The sequence below is a fragment of the Paenibacillus sp. GYB003 genome (genome assembly GCF_036577625.1).
Lineage (GTDB): Bacteria > Bacillota > Bacilli > Paenibacillales > NBRC-103111 > Paenibacillus_AB.
In genome coordinates, this window is record NZ_JARBDC010000013.1 from 33,195 (window position 1) to 59,433 (window position 26,239).

The window sequence follows — 26,239 nt, forward strand, 5'->3', positions numbered from 1 at the left end:
TCGCGCTTGCCGCTGTTATGGAATTGTCCGCTTTACACCCAGGTGCTGTCCGCGTCCATCGGCATCGGCTCGGGCGAAGCGCATTTGCTCTTCATCTCGTAATGCCGCCCTTCGTTCGCCGCGTCATGGAAGCCGTGCATCGCGTCGAGCACATGGAACGCCAGCTCGCCGCTCGCCCGGTGCGGCCGGTTTTCGGCGATTGCGAGCGCCATGTCGAGCGCCCCGACGCTGCGGCTGTTTTCGGCGAAGCCGTGCGTCAGCGGAATGTCGCCCCACTCTTTGGCGCCGATGCGCCGGAACCGCACCGGACCGCCGAACGTGTTCGGATCCGGGACGCTGAGCGTTCCCGCGCTGCCGTATATTTCGATCCGCGGCAAATTGGCGCCGCCCATCACGTCGAAGCTCGTGATGATCGTTCCGACGGCGCCGGATTCGAATTCGAGCAGGCCGGCGATATGGGTCGGGATGTCCACCTGAATCATTTCGCCGTATTTGGCCTGGCTCGTAATGCGCCGCTCGGGGAAGCTCGTTTTCGTCATGCCGGCCACCTTCGCGATCGGGCCGAGCATGGCGACGAGGGCGGTCAAGTAATACGGTCCCATGTCGAACATCGGGCCGCCGCCGGTTTTATAGAAAAAGACCGGGTCCGGATGCCATCCTTCCGGCCCGCGCGACATCATGAACGCGGTCGCCGCCAGCGGCTCGCCGATCCAGCCGTCGCGGATCAGCTTGATGCACGTCTGAATGCCGCCGCCGAGAAACGTATCCGGCGCGCAGCCGACGCGCAGGTTTTTCTCCTTCGCCAGCTCGAGCAAGCCCCGCCCGTCTTCCCGCGTGACGGAAAGCGGCTTCTCCACGTAGACGTGCTTGCCGGCGAGCAGCGCCTTCCGGCACACTTCGGCATGCGCCGCCGGAATCGTCAGGTTGATGACCATGGCGATTTCCGGATCGGCGAGCAGCTCGTCGACGGAGCAGCTTTTCGGTACGCCGAATTCCTCGGCGCGCGCCTGCGCGCGGCCGACGTCCAGGTCGGCGCACGCCACGACCTCGAGTCCGCGGTACAGCTTGCAGTTTTTGAAATAGATGGCGCTGATGTTGCCGCAGCCGATAATGCCTACCTTCACCTTTTCCATATTACGGGTCCCCTCCGCCCTTATTGTTGGCTGTCCGCCATGCCGGTGTAGCCCGCGGCTCCGGCGCCGTTCGCGGCCGCTTGCTCCGCCTCCGCGAAGCGTTTGCCTTCCGCCGCCCACAAAAAGCCGCGCCGCATCATCAGCTTCACCTGCGGCATGTCGATAATGTCGGCTTTGTGGCCGAGCGAGCAATAGTAGACGCGGCCGACGCCCCACCGCTTCGTCCAGACGACCGGCATATCGACCGCCTTGTTGAGCGAATGCGGTCCGGGCACGACCGGAAAGCGGGTCGTCGCCAGCACCTCGACGGCCGGATCGACGTGCAAGTAATACTGCTCGGTTTTGACCGTAAAGTCGTCGATGCCTTGCAAAATCGGGCTGGAGCTGCGCTTGATCCGCACCGTATACTCGACGCCGTCGTTGCCGGGGTGGGCGACCCACTGCCCGCCGGTCATAAACTGCCAGTCGACGTTCGTGCGGAACGCGTCGCACATGCCGCCGTGGCAGCCGGCGAGGCCGACGCCGCTCTGCACGGCCGCCGACACGTTTCTCGCCAGCTCCTGCTCGATCTGGCCCATCGTCCATACCGGCACGATCAGGTCGAGACGTTTCAGCTTCTCCGCATCGGCGAACGATTGCAGCGTATCGGACACTTCGACCGCGAACCCTTCGCTCTCCAGCACGTCGCGAAATATTGCCGCGACCTGCTCCGGCTCGTGTCCGAGCCAGCCGCCCCATACGATCAACGCCTGCTTCGCTTTCGTCATAAACGCGGCACCTCCCTCACAGATCGTCCGGCCGTACCCAGCGCTTCTGCTCGATCGAGCGCTCCACGGCTTCCAAAACGGCCTGACATTGAACGCCGTCGTGGAAATTCGGCACAGGCTGACGATTTTCCTGCAGCGCTTCCAATAATTCCACCGTCTCGTGGATGAACGTATGCTCGTAGCCGATCGTATGGCCCGGGGGCCACCACGCGTCGGCATAGGCGTGGGCGGGGTCGGTCGCCAGCACGCGGCGGAACCCCTGCACGTCGGCGTCGTCGCCGGCGAAGTAAACGTGCAGCTCGTTCATCCGCTCGAAGTCGAACTTGACGCTGCCGAGGCTGCCGTTCACCTCGAACGAATTCGTGCAGCGGTGGCCGCCGGCGAAGCGGGTCGCCTCGAAGCTGCCGAGCGCGCCGCACGCGAACCGGGCCATGAACAGCGTCGCGTCGTCGACCGTCACCGGCCCCTTCGCCCCGCCCGTCCCGCCGGTCGCGCTGAGTCCCGTCATCGAGCCCGGCAGCGGCCGCTCCTTGACGAACGTCTCGCTCATCCCGATCACTTCCGTCATCTCTCCGACGAGATAGCGCGCCATGTCGATCAGATGCGCGCCGAGATCGCCGTGGGCGCCCGAGCCCGCGACGTTTTTGTCCAGCCGCCAGACGAGCGGAAAGTCGGGGTCGATGATCCAATCCTGCAAAAACGCGGCGCGAAAATGGTAAATGCGCCCGAGCCGGCCTTCGTCGATCAGCTTCTTCGCCAGCCGCACCGCCGGCGCGAACCGGTAATTGAAGCCGATCATATGCTTCACCCCGGCCGCTTCCGCCGCCGCGAGCATTTGTCTCGCGTCCGCCAGCGTCAGCGCGAGCGGCTTCTCGCAAAACAGATGCTTGCCCGCCTCCGCCGCCGCCAGGGCGATTTCTTTGTGCGCGTCGCTCGGCGCGTTAATGTCGACGAGATCGATATCGTCGCGGCGGACGAGCTCCCGCCAGTCGGTAACCGCTTCCTCCCAGCCGAACTGCCGGGCCGCCCGCCGTACGCCTTCCTCGTTTCGCCCGCAGATCAGTTTCATGACGGGCCGCGGCGCATCCGGAAAAAACATCGGAATATCGCGATATGCGTGGCTGTGCGCTTTCCCCATAAATTTGTAGCCGACCATGCCGATACGAACTTCGTTCATCGCGGGTGCCTCCTCCTTGTTTCGGGAAAATGGAACCGATAGCGGCGGATCAACGGGCGCGAAACGCGGAAAGCGATTCGCTCAGCGGCTTCGTCTGCTCGTAGACGCGCCCGTACACGTCGAACAAGCCGGCGTAGCGCGCCGATTGCTCGGGGCGCGGACGGTACGTCCCGCTGCGCTTGATAAACGCCGACGCGCATTCCGCAAGCGAAGCGAACAGGCCGCAGCCGTACGCGGCCAGCATCGCCGCGCCGAGCGCCGGGCCCTGCTCGCTTTCGAGCCGGCGAATGTCGGCTCCGAAAATGTCGGCCTGCATTTGCAGCCAACGGTCGTTTTTCGCGCCTCCGCCGATCGAGACGAGCGAGCGCACTTCGTGGCCGGCGCTTCGCAAAATGTCGAGCGACTGCTTGAGCGAAAACGTAATGCCCTCCACCACGGCCCGCGTAAAATGCGGCAGCCGGTGCGAGGCGTCCATGCCGACGAAGCTGGCGCGAATAAGCGCATCCGCGTGCGGCGTGCGCTCGCCGACGAGGTACGGGGCGAACAGCAGCCCGCCCGCGCCGGGTTCCGTCTCCTCCAGTCCTTTCAACAGCTCTTCGAACGGGACGCCCGGCGCGAACGTTTCCTTAAACCACGTAAGGCTGTAGCCGGCCGCGAGCGTCACGCCCATCGCGTAAAACGCGTCTTGTTTGCCGTGATTGAAAACATGCAGCCTGCCGCCGTAATCGGCTTCGCCGCCGCCTTCCACGTACGACAGGACGACGCCGGACGTGCCGATGCTGCATAGCGTTTCGCCCGCGGACAATATGCCGGCGCCGATCGCCCCGCACGCGTTGTCGGCTCCGCCGGCGAATACGCCGACCGTCTCCGGCAATCCCGTCGCGGCGGCGACGGCGGGCAGCAGCGTGCCGACCTTCGCGTGCGATTCGACGAGCGGCGGGCAAAGCGACTCGGCGAGGCCGAACGCTCCGGCGATTTCGCCGCTCCACCGCTTGCCCGTCACGTCCAGCAGCAGCGTGCCCGCCGCGTCGGAATAGTCGGTCGCGATATGGCCCGTAAGCCGGTAGCGCACGTAATCTTTCGGCAGCACGAACACGTCCGCCTTGGCGAACAGCTCCGGCTCGCAATGCTTCACCCAAAGCAGCTTCGGCAGCGTGAACCCTTCGAGCGCGCGGTTTCGGGCGACGGCGAGCAAGCGCTCGCCCAGCTTCGCCTCGATTTCGCGGCACTGCTCCGTCGTGCGCGTATCGTTCCACAATATCGCGTTCCGCAGCGTCTTTCGCTGCGCGTCCAGCAGCACGAGCCCGTGCATTTGGCCGGAGAAGCCGATCCCCCCGACTTCGCGCGGATCGACGCCCGCCCCCCGTACGAGCGAGCGCAAAGCGGCGATCGTCGCCGTCACCCACAGCTCGGGGTCCTGCTCGTTATAGCCGGGCTTCTCCTGAATGAGCGGGTAGTGCTCCGACGCTTCGCCGCAAACGCGGCCTTCCCGGTCGAGCAGCAGCGCCTTGACGGCGCTCGTGCCCAAATCGATCCCAATGACGTATTGCATCCGCGCGCAATCTCCTTCCGATTATGCGTCCGTTCGTTCCGGCACGCTTACTCCGACAGCAAATAGTCGTTCAATACCGCCTTCAGACGCTCCTGGCGACCGGATGCGTTGACGATCGCGTCGTTTTGCAGCGCATATCGCTCCAGAGCGGCCAGTGTCGCCTTGCCTTCCACGATCTCCTTGCCGATGCCTTCCCTGAAGCTCGCGTACCGGCGTTCGATCGCATTCTCGAAGACGCGGTCCTCGATCAGTCTGGCCGCTACCTTCAGCCCTTTCGCGTATGCGTCCATGCCGGCGATATGCGCGTGGAACAAATCTTCCGGCTCGAACGAAGCGCGCCGCACCTTCGCGTCGAAATTGATGCCGCCTTTGCCGAGCCCGCCGTTTTGCAGCACCTCGTACATCGTCAGCGTCGTGGCGTACAAATCGGTCGGGAATTCGTCCGTGTCCCAGCCGAGCAGCATGTCGCCCTGGTTCGCGTCCAGCGAGCCGAGCAGTCCGTGCATGCGCGCCACGCGCAGCTCGTGCTCGAACGTATGGCCGGCCAGCGTGGCGTGATTCGCCTCCAGGTTCAGCTTGAACCGGTCCTTCAGACCGTAATGCTGCAGGAAGGCGATCGTCGTGGCGGCGTCGAAATCGTACTGATGCTTCGTCGGCTCCTTCGGCTTCGGCTCGATCAGAAACTGGGCGTCGAAGCCGATTTCGTCGGCGTAATCGATCGCCATCCGATACAGGCGGGCCAAATTGTCCAGCTCCAGCGCCATGTCGGTATTGAGCAGCGTCTCGTACCCTTCGCGGCCGCCCCAAAACACGTAGTTTTCCGCGCCGAGCTCTTTGCCGACCTCCAGCCCTTTCTTGATTTGCGCCGCCGCGTAAGCGTATACATCGGCGTTGTTCGTCGTTCCCGCCCCATGAACGAACCGGGGATGCGTGAACATGTTCGCCGTATTCCACAGCAGCTTCACGCCGGTCGACTTCATATGCTCCTTGATCAGCGCCACGATCGTGTCGAGATTGCGGTTCGTTTCGCGCAGCGTATCGCCTTCCGGCGCAATGTCGCGGTCGTGGAAGCAAAAATACGGCACCTTCAGCTTGACGATCAGCTCGAAGGCCGCTTCGACCCGCGCTTTGGCGAGATCCATGCCGGTAAAGCGGTCCCAGCTCCGGATCGCCGTGCCCGTCCCGAACGGATCGGCGCCGCCCGTCGTCAGCGTATGCCAATAGGCGACCGCAAAGCGCAAATGCTCCTTCATCGTTTTGCCGGCGACGATCCGCTCGGGCTCGTAATGCTTGAACGCGAATTCGTTGTTCGACCGCGCTCCTTCGTATTCGATCTGCGGCACGTTGGGAAAATAAGACACGGGGCAAACCTCCTCGTATGGAATGACTGCTTCGATAGCCCCATCATAGCAGACGCCCGCCACTTTGTACATCGGTTAAACTAAGTTTCGACAAAAAAAATCGATTCGTCCGTTGCACGGCAATGACCGATCGAAGTTGAAAAAAAAGTTCCGGTCGACTACACTGGAACCATTAGTTTATCGCATGTACAAAAAGTGAGGTTTTCTCGTTGCAAACGACAGGGGATCAACATCTCGTCAAAAAAATAAACAAATCGATCGTACTGGACTCGATTATCCGGAGCCATCCGCTGTCGCGCGCCCAATTGTCGGAGATGACCGGCCTCAACAAGGGAACCGTCTCCGCGCTCGTGAGCGAATTGATCGACGAACGGCTCGTGTACGAAATCGGCCTCGGCACGTCGAGCGGCGGCCGGAAGCCGGTCATGCTCGTATTCAACCGCTCGGCCGGCTACGCGATCGGCATCGACATCGGCGTCCGGTACGTCCTCGCCGTGCTGACCGATCTGGGCGGACGGACGATCGCCGAGCGTCGGGTCGAGCCCGATCGGAGCGACGCCGACAGCGTGCTGGACGCGATCGTCGAAACGGTCCGCGCCTTGACGGCGCAGGCGCCGGACAGCCCGTACGGCGTCGTCGGCGCCGGAGTCGGGGTCGCCGGCATCGTCGACGATCGGGGCGCCGTCCTGTTCGCGCCGAATCTGGAGTGGGAAAACGTCGAGCTGAAGCGGCTGCTCGAGGAACGGCTCGGCTTTCCGGTCATGGTCGACAACGAGGCGAACGCCGGGGCGCTCGGCGAGCTGCAGTTCGGCGCCGGGAAGGAAGCGACCGATATCGTCTACCTCAGCGTCGGCACCGGGATCGGCGCCGGCATCGTCATCGGCGGCCGATTGGCGAAAGGCGCCGGCGGCTTCTCCGGCGAAATCGGACATACGACGATCGAGACGAACGGCAAGAAGTGCCGCTGCGGCAATAAAGGGTGCTGGGAGCAGTACGCGTCGGAAAGCGCCGCGCTCGAGCTGGCGGCGCCGTTAGGCGTCGACCGGTTCGACAGGCTGGTCGAGCTCGCCGGGGCGGACGCGCCGGAAGCGATCCGGCTGTTCCACCAAGTCGGCGAAAGTCTCGGAATCGGCATCGCCGGCATCGTCAACACGTTCAACCCCGAGCTCATCCTGATCGGCAATCAAATGACGCTCGCCGAGCCGTGGATCCGCAGCGCCGTCGAGCGCGTCGTCGCCGCCCGCTCGCTGCCGTTTCACAGACGGCAGGCGCAAATCCGCTTCGCCTCGCTCGGCGACCGCTCGACCGTATCGGGAGCGGCTTTCGTCGCCGTTTCCGCGTTTTTGACGAAAGACCGCGTCACGTTGTGACGTCGGACTCGCTTGTTCCGCCCCGCATACGCCCGTTCGGATGTCGTTCCGCTCAGTCTAACGATGATTTCAAGGAAAACCTCCCGCTAATTTGCGGGGGTTCCCCGCTTTTTGCCGCATTAACGGGAAAACTCCCCGCTATGTTTGCCGAAATCGCGTATTTCGCCGAGCGGCATCGATTTAACGGGAGCTTTTCCGGCCCATTCGAACCGGCGAACGATTCCCGACGATTTAACGGGAACTTTTCCCGTTGAGTCGAACCGGCGTATGGCAGCCGACGATTTTATGGGTGAAAATCGGCCTGTTCCAACGCAAGCCGCCGGCCCTATGACAATCCCCGCCGTCACGCCGTCGGGACGGTCTGCCGGAACACGCCGGACTGCTTCACCTCGCGGACGAATTCCGCGAATTCCCCGAGATCGAGCTGCTGGTCCGCGTCCGACAAAGCGGCCGGCGGGTTCGGATGCACCTCGACCATGACGCCGTCCGCTCCGGCGGCCAAGGCGGCTTTGGCGCACGGCGCCATAATGTCCTTTCGTCCGGTCGAATGGCTGACGTCGACCAGCACCGGCAAATGGCTGAGCCGTTTGAGCAGCGGAACGGCGGATATGTCCAGCGTATTGCGCGTCCATTTCTCGTACGTGCGGATGCCCCGCTCGATCAGCATCACTTGGGTGTTGCCGCGGGAGACGACGTACTCCGCCGCATTCAAAAATTCGTCCATCGTCGCCGCCAGCCCGCGCTTGAGCAGCACCGGCTTGCGCATGTCGCCGGCCGCCTTCAGCAGCTCGAAATTTTGCATGTTGCGCGCGCCGATCTGGATAATATCGACGTAACGGGCCGCTTCCTCGAGATGCGCCGGCGTGACGATTTCGCTGACCGTCAGCAGGCCGTGCTCGTCGGCGGCTTCCTTCAGCAGCTTCAGCCCTTCGAAGCCGAGTCCCTGAAAATCGTACGGCGACGTGCGCGGCTTGAACGCGCCGCCGCGGATGACCGGTACGCCGGCCCGCTTCAAGGCGGCGGCGACCTCCATGACCTGCTCCGGGCTTTCCACGGAGCACGGTCCGGCGACGAGCACGGAATCCGCCCCGCCGATCGCCGTGCCGCCGATCCGGATGACGGTGTCGGGCTGCCCGCTACGGCGCGCGACGAGCAGCTGCTTCTGTTTCTCCGGCTGCTGCACCTCGAGCGTCGCCCGGAAAATTTCCTTGAACAGCCGCCGGATGGCGGACGCGCTCAGCAGCCCTTCGCCGCGGGCGGCAAGCCGGGCGAGCATCTCCTCTTCGCGGGCCGGATCGTGCAGCGGCAATCCTTGACTCCGTTTGATTTGGCCGATTTGTCGGCCGACTTCCGCCCTTTCGGTCAAAAGCTCCAGCAGTTTGTCGTTCAGTTCGTCGATTTTCCCTCGAAGCTGCTCCAATCGGTTTTCGCTCATCGTATGTTCTCTCCTCGTCGATTATCCGTATGGTCGTCTTGCCAAGCAACGACAAAAAAGGCTCCTCGTCCTTGAAGGGACGGGGAACCGCGGTACCACCCTTATTAGAATAACGCCGGCCGCCGGCAGGCCGAACGTCGTTCTCGCTCTAGGCACGTTAACGGCGTGCGGCCGGGGACACTCTACGCGGACGGACCGGACGCGGGAAGTTCCGGGCGTCGTCCGTCTTTCAAAGCCCTGCTCCGGAGCGAACTTCGGCGGAACTCGCCGTCGGGGCGCTCTCAGTCTGTCGGCGTCCCGTCCCTGTTTCGGCTGTTTCCCGCTTACTTTTCTCCGTCATCGCTTTTGCATGTTAGGGAGATTATAGAAGATTCGCGCGATTCGCGCAATAGGCCGCTGGGAAGCTTTAACGCGTCAACGCGGATCGGGCGCGGCCGCAAATTTTCGACGCAAACCATCATTTTCCGATGCGACGGCGGTGTCCCCCTGTTATAATAAAAAAGTGCATAAAATTGGTATCGGTCGGATTTTGAACCGGCGAAGGGGAGGTTCCGTCTAATGAAAGAGGTGAAACAAGTGGAAACCGGCGCCAGCGAGAAATTCGACTATTTGCGTTACATAGCCGAGACGACCGATCAGAAAGCGATTTTGCGCGAGCTGATGACCGCTTACGGCGAAGACGTATGGAATTACGCGTTCAGCATATGCCGCAAGCCGGATTTGGCGGACGACATTACGCAGGACGTCTTTTTGAAAGTATACCGCAGGCTTACGTCGTTTCGCGGCGAATCGTCCGTGAAAACGTGGCTTCTTACGATAACCCGCAATACGGCATTCGATTACAAAAGATCGGCGTTTTGGCGCAAGGTCACCCTGATGGACATGATATCGCCGGCCGGATCGTATCGCTCCGCCGAAAACGAAGCGATGGAAAACATGACCGTAAGCAGCATCTGGACGCAGGTGCTGCAGCTGCCGCCGAAATATCGGGAAGTTCTCATCTTGTTCGCTCATCACCAGCTGTCGATGAAGGAAATCGCCGACGTGCTCGGCATTAGCGTCGGAACGGTCAAGTCGAGATTGCATCATGCTCGGCTCAACATTTTGAAGGCGAAGGAGCGCGGGAGAGATGAAACGGATTGACGCCGAATTCGAAGCGGAACTGGATCGCGAGCTTTCCTCCGCTCCGTTGAAGCGCAGAGGCTTTACGGACGAGCTGCGCAAACGGATCGAGGAACGGGCGGACATGCAAACGAAATGCGCGAGGCCGTGGCTTCACGTAGCCGGTTCCTTCTTGTCGGTATCGGTCGTTATCGCCGCCTTCGCGGCATTTCTGTTCGTCGGCGACGAGGCGTCCAAGACGGCGCTGCCGGAAGAGAAGCTCGAGCCGGCCAACCAGCTCGCCCAGCCGCTCGCTTTCGCCGACGAAGGCGATCAGCAGTCGTTCACCTCCGGGCTGCTGATCGGCCTGCGCACCGACGACAAGGAAACGTCGTATCGGACGCTGTATATCGCCCCGCGCAAGGAGCGGCCGGCGCTGGTCGCCCAAGGCAGCGGCATACTCGTGCCGTACAAGCGCGATTTTTGGAAAATCGAGCCGCTTCATTATGAAACGGTTACGGACCGTTACGAATTTTTCGTCTCCCATCCCGCGGCGCAGCGGGCCGCCGAAGCGAGAACGATCGGGCCGGGGCTGTTCAAGGACAATCCGAACGAAAAGGTGATTCACGCCGAAAAAATATTGTTTGCGGCCAACGAATACGTCTCGATCGGAGAAACGAGCGAGGTTCTCGCCGGAAACGGTTCCAGCGCGAAAACCCGCGCCTGGACGACGACGATCCCGAACCTGGCGGCGAAGCGCAGGCCGGTGACGCTGAACGAGGCGCTCGGCACGAAGCTTCTGCCTTCCGAATACGGCTCGAGCGATTGGTTCGTCGCGCGAAGCGAAGGCCGCTGGGTGGCGATGGCGGCCGAAGCCGGCGCCGTCCGGGCAGCGCCCGCCGCCGGGCTTGAAGAAAGCTACCGCCGGCTGGACGTCCAGCTGCCGAAATCGGTTATCAACCATGACGAGCCGTGCTGCACCTGGAGCGATATCGGCACCCGGTTCCCGGGGGCGACGGACACGTTTTCTTCGCCGGACAAAGACATGACCGTCGTTTCGACCGACGGGCTGCTGCTCGTCTTCGGCAGCCCGGGCCGATTGACCGGCGAGCCGGCCTTGACGATCAAGCTGAAGTCCAAAGAAACGGTCGTCATGGCCCAGTGGGCGACCGACCATTACGTCGAAGAATGGGCGCAAAAGACGGCGGAGCTGCTTCGCTGACAGGCAGCGCGCACGCATCTCCGAAGCGCGCACGCAGCGCGGCTCGCGGTGACGCCCGGCCGCTTCGTCGTTTTCGTCGCCGTCGGCGCCCCGCCGGCCCGTCGGCCCGTCGGCTTGCCCTCCGGCTTTCGCGCCGCAAGGCGGGCGCAGCCGGGAATCGAACCGCACCCGCCCGTTCCTTCTGCCCGACCTGCGGCCGTGCGGACGTTAGTCGGGTTTTTTGACGATTTGCGCGCCTTGGACATGCCGCTTGCTCATCTGCTTTTTCAGCTTGCGGTCCTTCTTCGTTTCGAACACGATGTCGAAGTCGTAGTTTTCCGGATACAGCTCCTGTTTCGGAATATGAAGCGCAAGCCGTTTATGGTTGATTTTGCACTTCTGCTTCCGGACCATGACGCCGACCATCCCGCGGCCGTCTTCCGGCGCGTAGACGATTCCGGTTATGCCCATATGCGCGATATATACGCAGTCGCCCGGCTCGAACCGTTTCCGCCGCTCCGTCGGCCGGACGTCCGCCGTTTCCCCGTCGCGCGCCGTCTGCTCCGGCTCCTTCTCCGGCTTTTCCCCTTCTTGCCGCTCCGGGATTGCCGCCTGCCGTTCCCGGCCGTCTTCCGCCGCTTCAGCCCGCGAGTCTTGTTCGCCGCTCTCATCCGTTCCCGGCCCCGCGGCTTCCGCCGTATTCGCATGAATCGCATGAACGGCCGTATGCGCCGCTTCCTCCGCTCCGTCGGCACGGATGGCCGTTTCCGCATCCGGATCGGCCCGAACGCTTCTCCGCGACGTAAGCTGCCGCGACCGTTCGATAATATCCGGCGATATGCCCAGCTTCGTCGCGATCAGCAAGGCATAGCTCTGCCCCGCCTCCCCGATGCGCAGCCGGTAAAGCGGCTGCAGCGTTTCCGCGTCGAATTCCATCCGCGCGTTTTCGAAGCCGCTCGCGTTCGCGGCGAAATGCTTGATCTCGTTGAAATGGGTCGTCGCCACCACGGTCGCCCCCCGTTCGTGCAGCGCCTCCAAAATCGCGATCGACAATCCGACGCCTTCGCCGGGATCGGTGCCGGACGCCAGCTCGTCGAGCAGCACGAGCGTGGAACGGTCCGCCGTCTTCAAAATGTCGACCATGTTGCGGATATGCGCCGAAAACGTGCTGAGCGACTGCTCGATGCTTTGGCCGTCGCCGATATCGGCGGCCACGTTCGCGAATACGGACAGCTCGCTCCCTTCGCCCGCCGGTACGAGCAGTCCGGACCCGGCCATGAGCGTAAGCAGCCCGACCGTTTTCAGCGTTATCGTTTTGCCGCCGGTATTCGGCCCCGTGATGATGAGCGAGCTGAACGTCTCGCCGATCGTGAAATCGAGCGGGACCGTACCCGGGCCGAGCAGCGGATGCGACGCTTTGCGCAGCCGGATGCGGCCGCGATCGTTGATGCCGACGTTGCGGGCGCCCGTGGCGAGCGCGTATTTCGCCTTCGCGAAAATAAAATCGTACGTCCCGATCGTCTCGACGTTAACCCGCAGCTCGAAATCGGCTTCCTCCACCAGCCCCGTCAGCATCGCCAGCACCTTCGCTTCCTCCGTCGCCTCCTCCGCCCGCAGCGCCGCGCTTTCGTGCTGCAAATGCGCGATTTCGGTCGGTTCGATATAGACGGTTTGCCCGCTGGACGATTCGTCGAGCACGGTTCCGCTTACGAGTTTGCGGTGCTCTTTTTTGATCGGCAGCACGTACCGGTCGGAACGGACGCTGTACAGCTGTTCCTGCATGATCGTCCTGTATTTGCTCATCAAGGCGTCCATGCGCGATTTGATTTTTTCCGCGTTCGCGGCCAGCTTGCGGCGCACTTTGTGCAGCTCCCGGCTCGCTCCGTCCGCCACCTGCCCGTTGCGTATGCAGCGGTCGATCTCCTGCGCAAGCCCGGCCAGCGCGTGCATCGAGCCGGCGTAGGACGCGATATGCGGCGCGACATGCGCTTTCGCCGCCATATACGCCTTCAATTGTGCGCAGCCTTGCAAAAACAGCCGAATGTTCGCGAAATCGTGCTCGGCGAACACGTATCCGGTACCGGTCAGCTGCAGCACCGTCTCGATGCCGGTCAGCGACGGAATCGGCACGCTGGCGCCGGTGTTCAGCACCGCGAGCGCCTCCGCCGTTTCGTCCAGCGCGGCGCGAACCGCTTTTACCGTCGCCATGGGGGCCAAACGTTCGACCTGCTGTTTCCCCAAGTACGATACGGCGTATTCCGCCACGGCCGCCTTGATCCGGCCGTAGTCGAGTCTGTTCCAAGTCGTTTCGTTCAACGTTTCGTTCATCGTTTCGATCGCTCCTTTTAAAGTCGAAATCAACAAAAAAAAGAAGGCAAAGAATGAGCACAACGTCATTCCTTGCCTTCGTATCCGATTATCCGCGCATGCCGAAGCAAACAAAAAACCGTGCTGAAAACAGCACGGATTCGGCGCGTAGATAATAATAGCCTAGGCGTTGGATGATATCCGCTGTTCTTAACTCAAATCCATGAGACTTTTCGGGCATAACGAAACAAACGTCCCGTTTCGGGGCATTTTGGAGTCGTCGTCAAAAAAAGTCTCGCTATGGAATTTGTTAGTTAAGAACGCTCACCGACATCAAAATCTCTCCTTGCCTTCGGATACCCCGATTATAGCGGGTTCGCCCTCCCCCGTCAAGGCGGGCGGGCCCATTATGCGTCCCACACCTTTTGGATTACGGGCGACAGCAATACGACGACGATGGCGCCCGATCGAAATCCGGGTTACAATGATAGCAAACTTCCCCTTGACCCTGACATTGATGTCACGGTTTATAGTAATCGTACAGCGCGTAATCGAGCTTGATGGCGGAGGGCCGGGAATGAAAATCGGAGAATTGTCCCGCAAGACGGGCGTCAGCTTGCGCTCGCTGCGGTATTACGAACAGCAGAAGCTGCTGTCGCCCGTCAGGAGCGACAACGGCTATCGGGAATACAGCCCGTTTGCGCCCCAGCAGGTGGAGACGATCAAATTGTATTTGAACCTCGGCTTCACGACCGAGCAAATATCCGGCTTTTTGCATTGCGTGCTGCAAAACAAGGAAGCGTTCTGCCGCGACGTGCTGCCCGTTTACGAAAGCAAAATCGCCGAGCTCGACGAACAAATTCGGCTGCTCGAACGGATCAAGTCCAATTTGGAGGAGCGGGTCCGCTCGATTTTGACGGAACGGGACGCCGCGGCGCAGGAGCGCGCGAAGGGAGCATTGCCGAATGGCGTCGATCACGATGACGGATGACAATTGGACGCAAATCGTAAAGGAACGGGAAGCGGTGCTGGTCGATTTCGGCACCCCGCATTGCCCCCCGTGCAGAGCCGCCAAGCCCGCGCTGGAGCAGCTCGAGCGGGAGCTCGGCGACCGGCTGGCCGTCGCCAGCATGAATGTCGACGACCACCCCGGCCTGGCCGGACGGCTCGGCATTATGGGCACGCCGACGTTCGTCCTGTTCCGGGGCGGCCAGCCCGTGAACAAGGCCGTCGGCTTCCGCTCGCAGCACGAGCTGATCGGCACCGTGCGCGGTTGGCTGGGCGATTGAAGCAGGCTCCGAGCAAAAATAACGTAGCAGGCGTCCGTTCGGGCGGCCTGCTTCGTTCGTTTGACGCCGCCAAGCCCGATCGATCGCCGAAGCCGGACGGTACTACGAAAAATTAGTACTTGGTGCGCATCGCCGATGCTGTACAATGGCAGTATGGAACCCGAGCTTTGCGACTTTTCGGGTTCGGCGGGAGGAGCCTATGAAGACGAAAAACGCTTACTTCGATACGGGTTACGCTCTCGGCTGCGGTTCGCTGCTGGCCGCCCTCGTCTATTTTTTCGCCTCGAACTGGGGCGTTCTGGACCGATGGCAAAAGTTCGGTCCGATCATGCTGCTGATCGCGGCGTCGTACGGCTTGTACGTCCTCTTATCCGTTCGCCCGAACCGGCAATTCGTAAGCCGGCTCAGCTTGTTCGCCTGCTGCGCCGCTTTCGGAGTCGGACTTGCCGTCATCGGACAAACGTACAATTCCCACGCGGACAGCTACGTCCTGTTCGTCCTCTGGTTTTTGGCGGCGGCTACTTTCGCGGCGGCGGTCCGCTCCCGGCTGTTCGATACGCTCGCTTACGCGCTGGCGCATTTGGCGTACTGGCTTGCGTTTTTCCCGACGGTCGGCGTCCGCGACTATCCGGAAATCGCCGTCGTCGCCATTTTGTCGGCCATGGCGATCGCGAACGGTATCGTCTGGCTGTTGACCGAGGCGAAGCGGTATTCGTCGCCGCTCGTTTCCTTTTTGTCGTATACGGTCATGATGGGCGCGGTTATCGTCCTTTCGAGCTCGTTCGCGTTCGAATCGGTTTATGGGCTGTTCGACGCCGTTTTCGCCCTGCTCGTCTATGTTCTCGTCCGGCGGCTGATCCGCGCGGCGAATCAATCGTACTTGCTCTGGACCGGGCTGCTCGTGTCGGCGTTTCTGGTTATGAAATATGTAGAGCTGCTCGTTCATTTCGAAGCGACGGAGTCGTTTTTTGTCTCCGGCCTGCTGTTCGTCGCCTTGTTCGTTTGGGGCGGAGCGCGGTGGATCCGGTACGTCGGTTCGCTCGCCCCCGACGACGCGAAGCGGGAAGACGCCGGGAGCGGCGGAACCGCGGTTCGCGGCATGGTCGTCCGGGCGCTGACCGTAACCGTCATCGCCATCGGCACGATCATCGGCACCGTGACGCTGATCGGCTTCGTCCTGCTCGTTTCCGGGTTCGACCATCTCGAGTACGTGCTCACCGTCATCGGTTTGCTGGCGACGATCGGGATGGCCGCGGCGAAACGGGCGAATCCGGTCATCCGCTGCACGCTGCTGGCCGTCGGGCTTTGCGTCGGGGTCGGTACGGCGGTCGCGGCCGATTTTACGTGGCTGCTGCCCATTTACGCGGCGGCGACCGTTTACGTCTTCGGCTGCGGCAACAGCTTAGCGGAAAGGGCGGTTTGGTTCGCGGGAAGCGCGGTCATCGCCGGAGCGTGGCTGTACATGCTGACGGACGACGCGAAGACGACGCTGACGATGCTTGCCGTCGTCATGCCGGCCGTCTCCTGGCTTCACCGTTACGTCCGCGACGCCGGGTTGAGCCGCTCGATCAAAGAATGCGGCTATTACGCCTTTCTGCTCGTTTTCTTCGTCTTGACGTTCGTTGCCGGCCATTACGCTTACGACGGCCTATACGCGATCGTTCTGCTCGTTTGCATCTTCATGGCGCATCGAACCGGAGATGCGCGGGCGTATAAAGCCGCCGCCGTACTGGCCGGGCTGTTCGTCGCATGGAAGTATTACGACACCGCCTGGAAGCTGCTGCACAAATCATGGAGCCTCGCGATCATCGGCTGCCTCCTCCTGCTGATCACCTTTTTCGCGGAGCGCAGGTTGACGAAAAAAGAAACGGTACCGCTTGAACGGCCGATCCGCAACCGCCTTCGGCTTCTGGGCGTCACGGCGATTGTGCTCGCCCAGCTGCTCGTCCTGTCGGCGCAAATCGGGCGAAGCGAAGCGATCCTGTCCAGCGGCCAAACGATTTATCTGGAGCTGCTGCCCCGCGACCCGCGTTCGCTGCTGCAAGGCGATTACGTGGAGCTGCGCTACGCGATTGCCGAGCCGCCGGCATCGCTGCCGGAATTCAATGCGCTCCGTGAGGGCGCGAAGATCGCGGTCGTCTTGGGCCGTTCCCCGTCCGGCGCATCGGAGTTTAAGCGGCTGTACGCAGGCAACGAGCCGCTTTCGCCGGGCGAGGCGGTCATGAACGGCAAGTGGCGGGGAAGCCGGATCGAATACGGCATCGAAACGTATTTCGTGCCGGAAGGGACGGGGACCGAGACGCAGCTGACGGCAAAATACGCCGAGATACGGCTGGCGCGCGACGGAAACGCCATTTTGGTCGCGCTGCTGCCGGCTTTGCCCGCTCCAACGGGCGAAAACGATTGACGCGAAAAACGCTCGCCTACAGGCATCGAAAGCCGTTCCGACGTTCGGGGCGGCTTCTTTGCTTTCCGTGTTACGTATATTTTACCTGTTGTGGGAAACATAGAGAGCAGAGGTGACTTCGGCATGAGCTCCAAATTCCGCAAAACGATGACGCTTACCGACTTGCTGCGAAGACGGGCGAAGCGGGTCCAGGACGAGCTGGACCGCCGCTTCGAGCAGGAAGTATCCGCCCTGGAACAATTTCCGCTCACCGCCGATTTGGAAACGAACTTGAGCGCCATCCGTTCGACGTTCGGGGACAGCGACGATTTGGTCATTCGCCGCTTTCTGGTCGCCCAAGGCGAAATGAAAGCCGCGATCGTTTATTTCGACGGGCTGAGCGACAAAGAGACGCAAAATGAAAATATTATCGCGCCGCTCATGTCGTCGGAGCGGCTGCCGGTCAAGGGCGACGGACAAACGTCGGTAAACGAGTGGCTGGAGAAAACCGGCATTCCGGTAGGCGAGACGAGCCGCACCGACCGGCTGAACGAACTCGTGCGCACCGTTTTGTCCGGCGACTCCGCGCTGCTGCTCGACTGCGTGAATACCGCCATCTTGCTGAATACGAAAGGCTGGGAACGCCGCGGCATCGACGAGCCGCGCACCGAATCGGTCGTCCGCGGCCCGCGCGACGGCTTTACCGAAACGCTCTGTATCAATACGGCGCAAATTCGCCGACGGCTGAAAGATCCGAACCTGCGCATTCGCCATATGACGGTCGGGATGCGGACGAACACCGACATCGCCGTCGCTTATGTGGAAGGGGTGGCTCATCCGCAAATCGTCGACGAGGTGACGTCCCGGCTTCGGGCCATCGAAATCGACGCGGCGCTGGAAAGCGGCTATTTGGAGCAGCTGATCGAGGACAGCCATTGGACGCCGTTTCCGCTGATCCAAAATACGGAACGGCCCGACAAGGCGACCGCCAATCTGCTGGAGGGCAAAGTGGTCATTCTGTGCGACGGGACGCCGTTTGCGCTGATCGCCCCGGCCGTCTTCTCGCAGTTTTACCATAGTCCGGAAGACTATTACGAGCGCTTTTTGATCGGCACGCTCATCCGGCTTATCCGCGTCATCAGCATGGTCATGGCGCTGCTGCTGCCGTCGCTTTATATCGCCTTCAGCTCGTTCCATCCGGAGATGATCCCGTCCCGGCTCGTCATCGCCATGGCGGCGGGACGATCGACGGTTCCGTTTCCTTCGATCGTCGAAGCGTTTCTGATGGAAGTGACGATGGAAATATTGCGCGAGGCGAGCGTACGGCTGCCCGGACCGATCGGTCCGACGATCGGCATCGTCGGGGCGCTCGTCGTCGGACAAGCCGCCGTGCAAGCCGGCATCGTCAGCCCGATCATGGTCATTATCGTCGCCCTGACGACGATCGGCTCGTTCGCCGCGCCGAGCTACAGCGCCGCGATCGCCTTGCGCATGCTGCGTTTTCCGATGATGGTGGCGGCGGCGATGTTCGGGCTGTACGGCATCATGCTGCTGCTCATTTTGATCATCATCCATTTGTGCTCGCTGAAATCGTTCGGGGTGCCGTATTTGTCTCCATTGACCCCGTCCCGGTTCGGCGATTTGAAGGACGCCTTCGTCCGCGCTCCGCTGCACTGGATGAAAAAGCGGCCGACTTTTTTGAAAACGGTGGACAAGCGGCGCATCAGCCCCGCGTCCGGAAACGAGGAGGGCGGACAACAGCATGGCGGACAACAGCAATCGAACGCACGCGCAGAACAACCGGCAGGCCGGCAAGGCGAAGGCGGGGATCGGTAAGACGTTTCTCATCAGCAACCGGCAGTCCAGCGCGATTATCGCCAGCACGCTGATCGGCGTAGGCGTTCTCACGCTCCCCCGGGAGTCGGCGAACGCGGCCGGAGAAAGCGCCTGGCTCGCCGCTCTCGGCGGCGGGCTGATTTCGATGGTCGGCATGGCGATCATCGTCAAGCTGTCCAACCGGTATCCCGGCCAATCGATCGTCGAATACGCGGCGAGCGTGTTCGGTCCCGCCAACCGTCCGCTGATCGGCCGGCTGCTCAGCTTTCCGATCTTTTTGGCGTTATTTCTGTTTTGGGGGACGTCGACCGCGCTCGTCGCGCGCACGTTCGGCGAAGTCGTCATTACGACCGTACTGACGAAGACGCCGCTGGAGGTCATCATCTCGTCGATGCTCATTACCGCCTTCGTGTTCGTCATGTACGACGAGGAGGTGCTCGCCCGCGTCAACGAAATATTGCTGCCCATCATCGTCATTCCCGTTCTGGTCATCGCGCTGTCTTCGCTGCAGAGCGCCAGACTGGACAATTTCCTGCCGGTTTTCGACGGCAATTGGGGCGGCCTGCTCAAAAGCATGTATACGACGTCCACGTCATATTTGGGGTTCGAGATGATGGCCATCTTTTTCGCCAAAGCCGAGCTGAGCGACAAGCGGATGTCCGGGAGCCTGGTCGGCATCGCGATTCCGAGCTTCATCTACGTCCTGATCGTCGTATCCGGCATATCCGTCTTCGGCGTCGAAGAAATGCAGCTGCTCGCCTGGCCTACGCTCGAGCTCGTCAAAACGACGGAAGTGCCCGGGCTTATACTGGAAAGACTCGAGTCGGCTTTTCTCGGCGTATGGGTCGCGGCCGTATTTACGAGCGTCGGCAACATGTATTTCGCCACGGCCATCGTCGCCCGGCAGGCGTTCAAGCTGCGGACGCACCGGTGGATCGCCGTCTGCCTGCTCCCGATCATTTACTGGCTTTCGCTGATCCCTCCGAACATCCAAAAGCTGTTTGAATTCCAGAAATGGTCCGGCCAGATCGGCATCATTCTCGCTTTCGTCGTGCCCGCCCTGCTGCTGCTGATCTCCCTGCTCCGCAAGCAGCGCGGGAATTCCGGCGGAAGCCGAAAGGAAGCGAATCGGCCTCATGAATAAACCGTTGCGGGCGATACGCCTGGTCGCCCTGCTGTGCGCCGCGGCGCTTGTCTCGGCGGGCTGCTGGGACCGAAGAGAAATCGAGGAGCGAACGTCGGTCGTCGCCGTCGCGATCGACAAATCCGCCGAGCACCCCGGCATGATTTTGCTGACGGTGCAAATTCCGATTCCGATCCGGATCGCCGGCTCGGGTCTCGGCAGCGGCGGCGGCGGGGGCGGCGGAAAATCGGTGAAGACGATGTCCGCTACCGGATGGACCGTCGTCGACGCGTTTCAAAACTTGCAAAAACGGCTCAACCAGGAGCTGTTTTACGGACATACGCGCATTATCGCAATAGGAGAAGACGTCGCGAAATCCGGCGTAAGCCAAATTCTCGACCCGTTCCGCCGCGATCCGCAAATTCGCCGTTTGCTGTGGCCGATCGTCGTCCAGGGCGAAGGCCGTCAGCTGCTGGAAGCGACTCCCACGCTGGAGCAAATTCCGACCGTGTTCATTATGACGCTGATCGAAAACGGAGCCCGGAAAGGCAGCATTCCGGACGTCAATCTCGGCGACTTTTATATCGACCTGTCGACAGGCTCGCGGGAGCCTTACTTGAACTACGTCCAGGTGAACAAGGACGATATCAAGTGGAGCGGAGTCGCTTTGTTTTTGGACGACCGGATGATCGGCAAGCTGGACGAACGGGACACTTGGCGGGTCATGCGCGTACGGGAAAAAAAAGACGGAGGAAACATCGTATTCCCGTTCAAGGGCAATTCCGACCATTTGGCGACGATCAATACCGAGCTCGTCAGCTCCGGCAAAAGCATCACGTTCCGGGACGGAAAGCCGGTCGTCCGGATTATGGTCCGGCTCGAAAGCAATTTGCTGGAAAAAACGTTCGACGCCGATTTGATGAACCCGGAAACGATCAGCCAGCTGGAGCGGGACGCCGTTCGCTACTTGGAGGAGAACACGGCGAATCTGGTCCGCAAGCTGCAGCGGGAATACAAAACGGACACCCTCGGCATCGGCTCCTACATTAAGGCGCATCATCCGGCGGAATGGAAACGGATGGACTGGAAAAAGCAGTTTCCCGAAACGGACATTCGGATCAATTACGAGGTCCGGCTGCGCAATACCGGCATGGAATTGCGCTGACGCCGTGCAAGCGGACGCCTACAGACATCCTTTGCGAGCGTAAAACACCGCGAATTCGTTGTACTTGTAGACGCAGTCCGTTTCGGCGAAGCCGGCCTCTCTGAGCCAGGTAAGCTGATCGTTTACGGTCGCGTTCCGGTCCAGCTTCCTCCGCTCGACGGCCGCTTCGACCGCTTCGGCCGTCAGCCCGCTTGCGCGAACGGCTCGCCGCCAGTCGTCCCCATATTTTCGGTCGAAAAACGGACTTGCGCCGGCCGCCTGATCGGCGTTGACGAAGACGCCTCCGTCGGTCAGCATGCGATGCACGGCATGAAACAACTCTCTTTTGTCGCGGTGCGTCAAATGATGAATCGACAGCGACGAAAGGACGATATCGTACGGACCGGCGAATTCGTGCTTCGTGTAATCGGCGACGATGCAATCGACCAGCGGGTCGTCGCCGAACCGGGCGCGCGCTTCCGCGATCATGTTGTCGCTGACGTCGATTAGCGTTATGCGGGCGTCGGGGTATTTCCGTTTGACCATGCCGGCAAACAGTCCCGTTCCCGCCCCCAAATCCGCTATTCGCGGAGCGTCCGTCGCCGCGCTCGCCCAGGAGACGGCCATGCCGTAAAAGTCGTCGAAGCATGGAATCAGCTTCCTCCGCTGCGAATCGTAGTCCGCAGCCGCGGCGTCGAATTGTTGAATGATGCGTTCGTCGGTCATCGCGATCCCTCCGGTTGACTTCGTTTTCGCCAGTATATCGGTTCGGATGACATAGGGGAAATATGCGATGGCTATCGCCTCTATAGCTGCCGGCTATAACGACGGCGAGCTCAACCGAGCGCCTTTTGCAGGCCGAATCGGCGAATTTTTCGAACAAATCGGTCGAAATCGGGCAATCCCGGACTTATGGTCCGGGATTTCTGCCGTTTGGGCGCCGATTCGCCCCGTATTGAAACTTTTTCCCGTTTATCCCGTACTGTAAGACGTGTCATACCCGAACAGATCGTACAGAAAGGAACGTGACCCATGACCGAACCGAAAGTCGTACGTCCGCCGAATCCGAAGCTGATATCCAAAGGGGTAACCGGTCTCGTCGTCGTCATCGTCGTCGCACTGCTCGCCTTCCAATCGTTCACGATCGTGCAGGCCGGCCATCGCGGCGTCATTCTCCAGCTGGGGGCGGTACAGCCGAAGGTGCTCGAGGAAGGGCTGCACTTCAAGCTGCCGTTCATTCAAACCGTCGTACCGATCGAGGTGCGCGTGCAAAAAGCCGAATCGAATCAAGTGTCGGCCAGCCGCGACCTGCAGACGGTCACGACGACGCTTGCCGTCAACTACCATTTGGACGGAACGACGATCAACAATTTGTATCAAAATGTCGGCATGGAGTACAGAAGCCGCATCGTCGACCCGGCGATCGGCGAGTCGCTCAAGGCGGTCACCGCCCAATATACGGCGGAAGACCTGATCTCGAAGCGCTCGGAGGTGAGCGCGAAGGTGAAGGAAGTGCTGGCGGCGAAGCTCGGCATGTACAACATGATTCTCGACGACATCAACATTACCGAGTTCAAATTTTCCGAGGAGTTCGACCGCGCCATCGAACAGAAGCAAATCGCCGAGCAGCAGGCGCTCAAGTCGAAGCTCGATCTGGAACGGATCAAAATCGAGAAGGAGCAGGAAATTACGCGGGCGCAGGCGCAAGCGGAGGCGCTCCGGCTGCAGAAGCAGGAAGTGACGCAGGAGCTCATCTCGCTGCGGCAGATCGAAGCGCAGCTGAAGGCGATCGAGAAGTGGGACGGCAAGCTGCCGAACGTAACGGGCGGCGCCACGCCGTTTATCAACGTGCAGCCGTAACGATCGTTTGAACGCCTTCGGCGCATAGTGGAAAACCGGAAAATCCGCATCGGCAGCGATGCGGATTTTATCGTTCGGGCAGGCGGACGTTGACTGGCCTACCTACGGACGGCGGACGTCCTCGAGCCGGTTACCGTTCTTCGTCCGTCTCGTAAAAATGAATCCGGTTGCCCGCCGGGTCCTGAACGGACAGCTCCGTCGTATTCCACGGCGTCTTCTCCAAGCCCGGTCGCGCATACTTGTACGACTGCCCGAGCAGCTTGGCATGATAAGCGGCGATGCCGGATATTTCCACGCGAACGGCCGCGCCGGGCGTGGCGTCCCCGAAATGCTCGGACAAGTGCAGCGTACAGCCGCCGAACGACAGCTGCATGTAAAGCGGCAGCCCGTCCTCGAACCGGTGCTCCCAATCGAGCCGAAAGCCGAGGAAGCCGATATAAAACTGCTTCGTCAGCTCCGCGTCGAACATGCGCAAAATCGGAACCGTCCGGCGCATCCGAATATCGTCCTGTCGGGTCGTCATTTTGTTCCCCCTCCTTTTACGAATCGTCGCGGACTTCTTCGACGATGAGCGCGAGTCCGCAAGACGGGCATTCCTTCGTATCGGCCGCGACCCGGTGACCGCAGCCGGGGCATAGCTCCGCCGCCTCCGACGCATCCGGTTCGGAAATCCGATCGTCCGCGGATGCCGGCCCGAAATAGGAGCCGATCGGCTTCCCGTCCACTTCCGTAACGACAAGCTCCTCCGTCAACAGCCACAGGATGTTTCCTTCGCGGTCGCTGACGGCCGCTGCCGGTATTTCCCCCGCGTCCTCCCGCGGAAACAGCGCGCCTCCGACCAAGCCGGGCAATTGCGACTTGTAGGCGCCGTATCCGGTACCGATCAGCACATCGTTCTTCCCGCTCTTTTTGTGCATGACGATCGTGGCCATCCGCGACCCTCCTCTGCCATAATCGGTCCTTCGCGCGAAGCGCTTCAAGCCGCCGACCTTGCCGACAGCCGTTTCCCCGCATACGCCCCCGCCGCGAACGATGCCGCGCCAACGACCGTACCGCCGATTCCGTACAGGTTGGCGTAAGGCGGACAATAATACGGAAGCTCCTCGCAGAGCAATCTCATCCCGCTTGACGGATAACCTCTCCCGTAAAACGAAGCGGGAAATCCGCTATCGGCGATCAGGCTCGCCAAATAGAGCCCCGCGCCCTTTTCAAGCGCAAAAGCCAGCACGACGACGTGTACGGTCAACCAAAACGTTTTCGCCCGTCCCCCGTACGCCTGAACCAATGCCCCGAGAAGGAAGCCCAAAGCCAGGTACGGCAGCAGACTGACGATCGCGCCGTAATACAAATGCGAGAAGGAGCGCGATTGGTCGGCCGGCATTTGAAAAAGGGGCCCGTACGAAGAGGCCGCCGCGAAAAAAGCGACGACATAAAAAAACGGAAACCCGATGACGACTTGCCCGGTCACGGTCCAAAACGGATACTTTAGCCTGATCCGATCCATGGTGCCGATCGTCCCGCCTTTCTCTCCATTTGTTGCCAAAGGAGCTTTTAACGAATTGGACGATCGGCGCGGCCCAAAGGTTCGGCGGCTTCGCGACGACGTCGCTTTAGCGCGCTTCCCGAACCGGGAAATGGGCGGCGAGCGCGTCGCCGATACATTCGGCGAACAGCTCCTGCCCTGCCGCGGTCGGGTGAACCCCGTCGGCCGCGCCGCTGTTCTCGACCGTCCGCAGCAGGTCGTGCAAACGTCCGCCTTCGTCGATATGACGCTGCCAACGAAGCGCAATGTCCGCGAGGGGCACTTCGAGCGACCGGGCGACGCCGCGAACGGCTTCGCTGTACGCGTCGATCCACGCCTGCGCTCCGTCCGGACGGCGATACCATTCCCGCGGGTGGCGGCTGTAATAATACTGCCCGGCGTCGCCTTCGATGATCGGGTTGATCGTGCACAGCAGCGGCGCGATCCTTTCGGCGCGAAGCCGCCGGACGATCTCGGCCAAGTTGCCGCGGAAGTCGTCGATCGGCGTCCTCGCCTTGTCCGGCGCCGTATTTACGTGGTCGTTCATGCCGAACGCCACGATGCAAATGTCCGGCCGATGCGCGACGACGTCGCGCTCGAACCTCGCCAGCCCTTGTCCGGTCGTATTGCCGGGAACGCCGGCGTTTACCGTTTCGAACCCGAACCGGGCCGCCAGCTTGTGCAAATACGTATCGCTTTCGCCCAAATATTGTCCTGCGGTAATGCTGTCTCCGAATGCGGCAACCTTCATCGTCGATTCTCATCCTTTGCCCGTTGTTTCGTTACCTGCTTATCCGCATCATACGCTTTGGCCCGCGCACCGTCAATCGCCGGAATCGCATGACCGAAAAAACAACCCCCGCATTCGGCGTCCGATTGCGGGGGTTGCGCGGCTTTGCATTCGATTGGTCAAACGTTCGATACGGTCGCGGAGTCGAGCAGCGAAGCCGACTCGCGGTCCAAATAAAGCGTCCAGTCGGCGTGCGTCTTCAGCATCGTCGACGGCACCGTATTCGTCAGCTCGCTTACCAGCGTCATCTTGATCGCGTTCGCCTTGACTTTGTGCGGCACGCACGAAATGATCGCCTTCGCCTGCATGATTTGGTAGACGGTCATCGAGATCGCCTGCTTCGGCACGTCGTCGACTGTCGCAAACCAGCCTTCGCCGACCTGCTGCCTCTTGCACGCGTCGTCCAAATCGACGACGATGTACGCCTCCTTCGTATCGAAGTCGGCCGGCGGGTCGTTGAAGGCGATATGGCTGTTTTCCCCGATACCGATCAGGGCGAGATCGACCGGCTCCTTGCGGAGCTCCCCGGTCAGAGCCGCGATGTTCGCCTTCACGTCGCCTTCGCCGTTAACGAAATGGGCGCGGCCGAGCGGCACCAGGTCGACGAACCGTTCCTTCAAATATTTGCGGAAGCTGGCGATATGGCTTTCCGGCAAGCCGACGTATTCGTCCAGGTGGAACATTTCGACTTTGCTCCAGTCGAGCTGTTCGTTCACGAACGATTGAATGAATTGAAATTGCGATGCGCCCGTGGACAGCACGATGCGCGCCTTTCCTTTCGCCGCGATCGCCCCGCGCACGACGTCGCCCGCATGGCGCGCCGCCGCTTCGCCGAGCAGCTCGGGCGTTTCCGATATAACGATGCTCATCCGAGTTCCTCCTCAA

Annotated in this window: 24 protein-coding genes; 11 read left to right on the top strand and 13 right to left on the bottom strand. The window is 61.3% G+C overall.

Annotated features, from left to right (window positions below; all coding sequences use genetic code 11):
- Window positions 1–32: 32 nt before the first annotated feature.
- The 5 genes from PV407_RS07680 to xylA are packed head-to-tail and all read right to left on the bottom strand — an operon-like array spanning window position 33 to window position 5,990.
- A complete protein-coding gene (locus tag PV407_RS07680; RefSeq protein WP_332089322.1) occupies window positions 33–1,133 on the bottom strand; it encodes a Gfo/Idh/MocA family protein in 1,101 nt (366 codons plus the stop codon).
- Between the two features lie 20 nt (window positions 1,134–1,153).
- On the bottom strand, window positions 1,154–1,900 hold the full coding sequence (locus PV407_RS07685; RefSeq protein ID WP_332089323.1) for a ThuA domain-containing protein: 747 nt from the start codon (window positions 1,898–1,900) through the stop codon (window positions 1,154–1,156).
- A 16-nt stretch (window positions 1,901–1,916) separates the two neighbouring features.
- Window positions 1,917–3,077 carry a Gfo/Idh/MocA family protein gene (locus tag PV407_RS07690; RefSeq protein WP_332089324.1) on the bottom strand — a complete coding sequence of 387 codons (1,161 nt, stop codon included), beginning with the start codon at window positions 3,075–3,077 and terminating at the stop codon, window positions 1,917–1,919.
- A 49-nt stretch (window positions 3,078–3,126) separates the two neighbouring features.
- The gene (gene xylB, locus PV407_RS07695) at window positions 3,127–4,629 is read right to left on the bottom strand and encodes a xylulokinase (protein ID WP_332089325.1); all 1,503 of its coding nucleotides are present in this window, start codon (window positions 4,627–4,629) and stop codon (window positions 3,127–3,129) included.
- Window positions 4,630–4,676: 47 nt separating this feature from the next.
- Window positions 4,677–5,990 carry a xylose isomerase gene (xylA, locus tag PV407_RS07700; RefSeq protein WP_332089326.1) on the bottom strand — a complete coding sequence of 438 codons (1,314 nt, stop codon included), beginning with the start codon at window positions 5,988–5,990 and terminating at the stop codon, window positions 4,677–4,679.
- A 209-nt stretch (window positions 5,991–6,199) separates the two neighbouring features.
- On the opposite strand from xylA, the gene PV407_RS07705 reads away from it, so the two are divergent.
- On the top strand, window positions 6,200–7,360 hold the full coding sequence (locus PV407_RS07705; protein WP_332089327.1) for an ROK family transcriptional regulator: 1,161 nt from the start codon (window positions 6,200–6,202) through the stop codon (window positions 7,358–7,360).
- Between the two features lie 343 nt (window positions 7,361–7,703).
- Here PV407_RS07705 and PV407_RS07710 read toward each other — a convergent pair whose 3' ends face one another.
- Window positions 7,704–8,795 carry a bifunctional 3-deoxy-7-phosphoheptulonate synthase/chorismate mutase gene (locus PV407_RS07710; protein ID WP_332089328.1) on the bottom strand — a complete coding sequence of 364 codons (1,092 nt, stop codon included), beginning with the start codon at window positions 8,793–8,795 and terminating at the stop codon, window positions 7,704–7,706.
- Window positions 8,796–9,353: 558 nt separating this feature from the next.
- On the opposite strand from PV407_RS07710, the gene PV407_RS07715 reads away from it, so the two are divergent.
- Complete coding sequence (locus PV407_RS07715) at window positions 9,354–9,938, top strand: RNA polymerase sigma factor (RefSeq protein WP_332089329.1); 585 nt, start codon at window positions 9,354–9,356, stop codon at window positions 9,936–9,938.
- On the top strand, window positions 9,925–11,118 hold the full coding sequence (locus tag PV407_RS07720) for a hypothetical protein (protein ID WP_332089330.1): 1,194 nt from the start codon (window positions 9,925–9,927) through the stop codon (window positions 11,116–11,118). The genes PV407_RS07715 and PV407_RS07720 overlap by 14 nt, the downstream gene beginning before the upstream one ends.
- Before the next feature lie 207 nt (window positions 11,119–11,325).
- Here PV407_RS07720 and PV407_RS07725 read toward each other — a convergent pair whose 3' ends face one another.
- A complete protein-coding gene (locus PV407_RS07725; RefSeq protein ID WP_442951636.1) occupies window positions 11,326–13,413 on the bottom strand; it encodes an endonuclease MutS2 in 2,088 nt (695 codons plus the stop codon).
- A gap of 568 nt (window positions 13,414–13,981) precedes the next feature.
- On the opposite strand from PV407_RS07725, the gene PV407_RS07730 reads away from it, so the two are divergent.
- The 6 genes from PV407_RS07730 (at window position 13,982) to PV407_RS07755 (ending at window position 21,203) form a co-directional block, all read left to right on the top strand.
- Window positions 13,982–14,395 (top strand): MerR family transcriptional regulator, encoded by a 414-nt coding sequence (locus tag PV407_RS07730; protein WP_332089332.1) that lies wholly within the window; start codon window positions 13,982–13,984, stop codon window positions 14,393–14,395.
- A complete protein-coding gene (locus PV407_RS07735; RefSeq protein ID WP_332089333.1) occupies window positions 14,370–14,693 on the top strand; it encodes a thioredoxin family protein in 324 nt (107 codons plus the stop codon). Before PV407_RS07730 ends, PV407_RS07735 begins: the two co-directional genes overlap by 26 nt.
- Window positions 14,694–14,892: 199 nt before the next feature.
- On the top strand, window positions 14,893–17,100 hold the full coding sequence (locus PV407_RS07740; protein WP_332089334.1) for a GDYXXLXY domain-containing protein: 2,208 nt from the start codon (window positions 14,893–14,895) through the stop codon (window positions 17,098–17,100).
- Between the two features lie 123 nt (window positions 17,101–17,223).
- The gene (locus PV407_RS07745) at window positions 17,224–18,915 is read left to right on the top strand and encodes a spore germination protein (protein WP_332089335.1); all 1,692 of its coding nucleotides are present in this window, start codon (window positions 17,224–17,226) and stop codon (window positions 18,913–18,915) included.
- Window positions 18,842–20,059, top strand: coding sequence for a GerAB/ArcD/ProY family transporter (locus tag PV407_RS07750; protein ID WP_332089337.1), 1,218 nt, complete (start codon window positions 18,842–18,844; stop codon window positions 20,057–20,059). The genes PV407_RS07745 and PV407_RS07750 overlap by 74 nt, the downstream gene beginning before the upstream one ends.
- Window positions 20,052–21,203 carry a Ger(x)C family spore germination protein gene (locus tag PV407_RS07755; RefSeq protein ID WP_332089338.1) on the top strand — a complete coding sequence of 384 codons (1,152 nt, stop codon included), beginning with the start codon at window positions 20,052–20,054 and terminating at the stop codon, window positions 21,201–21,203. Before PV407_RS07750 ends, PV407_RS07755 begins: the two co-directional genes overlap by 8 nt.
- Before the next feature lie 18 nt (window positions 21,204–21,221).
- Here PV407_RS07755 and PV407_RS07760 read toward each other — a convergent pair whose 3' ends face one another.
- On the bottom strand, window positions 21,222–21,908 hold the full coding sequence (locus PV407_RS07760) for a class I SAM-dependent methyltransferase (RefSeq protein WP_332089339.1): 687 nt from the start codon (window positions 21,906–21,908) through the stop codon (window positions 21,222–21,224).
- A 67-nt stretch (window positions 21,909–21,975) separates the two neighbouring features.
- Here PV407_RS07760 and PV407_RS07765 point away from each other — a divergent pair, with 67 nt between their 5' ends.
- A complete protein-coding gene (locus PV407_RS07765; protein ID WP_332089340.1) occupies window positions 21,976–22,170 on the top strand; it encodes a hypothetical protein in 195 nt (64 codons plus the stop codon).
- 44 nt (window positions 22,171–22,214) lie between these two features.
- Window positions 22,215–23,042: a prohibitin family protein gene (locus tag PV407_RS07770; protein WP_332089341.1), complete on the top strand. Its 828-nt coding sequence runs from the start codon at window positions 22,215–22,217 to the stop codon at window positions 23,040–23,042.
- 130 nt (window positions 23,043–23,172) lie between these two features.
- Here PV407_RS07770 and PV407_RS07775 read toward each other — a convergent pair whose 3' ends face one another.
- The 5 genes from PV407_RS07775 to PV407_RS07795 form a co-directional block, all read right to left on the bottom strand.
- The gene (locus tag PV407_RS07775; RefSeq protein WP_332089342.1) at window positions 23,173–23,565 is read right to left on the bottom strand and encodes a glyoxalase superfamily protein; all 393 of its coding nucleotides are present in this window, start codon (window positions 23,563–23,565) and stop codon (window positions 23,173–23,175) included.
- A 16-nt stretch (window positions 23,566–23,581) separates the two neighbouring features.
- Window positions 23,582–23,974 carry a hypothetical protein gene (locus tag PV407_RS07780; RefSeq protein ID WP_332089343.1) on the bottom strand — a complete coding sequence of 131 codons (393 nt, stop codon included), beginning with the start codon at window positions 23,972–23,974 and terminating at the stop codon, window positions 23,582–23,584.
- A gap of 44 nt (window positions 23,975–24,018) precedes the next feature.
- Window positions 24,019–24,546: a hypothetical protein gene (locus PV407_RS07785; protein WP_332089344.1), complete on the bottom strand. Its 528-nt coding sequence runs from the start codon at window positions 24,544–24,546 to the stop codon at window positions 24,019–24,021.
- A 106-nt stretch (window positions 24,547–24,652) separates the two neighbouring features.
- Entirely contained in the window at window positions 24,653–25,315 is a 663-nt protein-coding gene (locus PV407_RS07790) for an SGNH/GDSL hydrolase family protein (protein WP_332089345.1), read from the bottom strand.
- A gap of 158 nt (window positions 25,316–25,473) precedes the next feature.
- Entirely contained in the window at window positions 25,474–26,223 is a 750-nt protein-coding gene (locus PV407_RS07795) for a glucosamine-6-phosphate deaminase (RefSeq protein WP_332089346.1), read from the bottom strand.
- Between the last annotated feature and the right edge of the window lie 16 nt (window positions 26,224–26,239).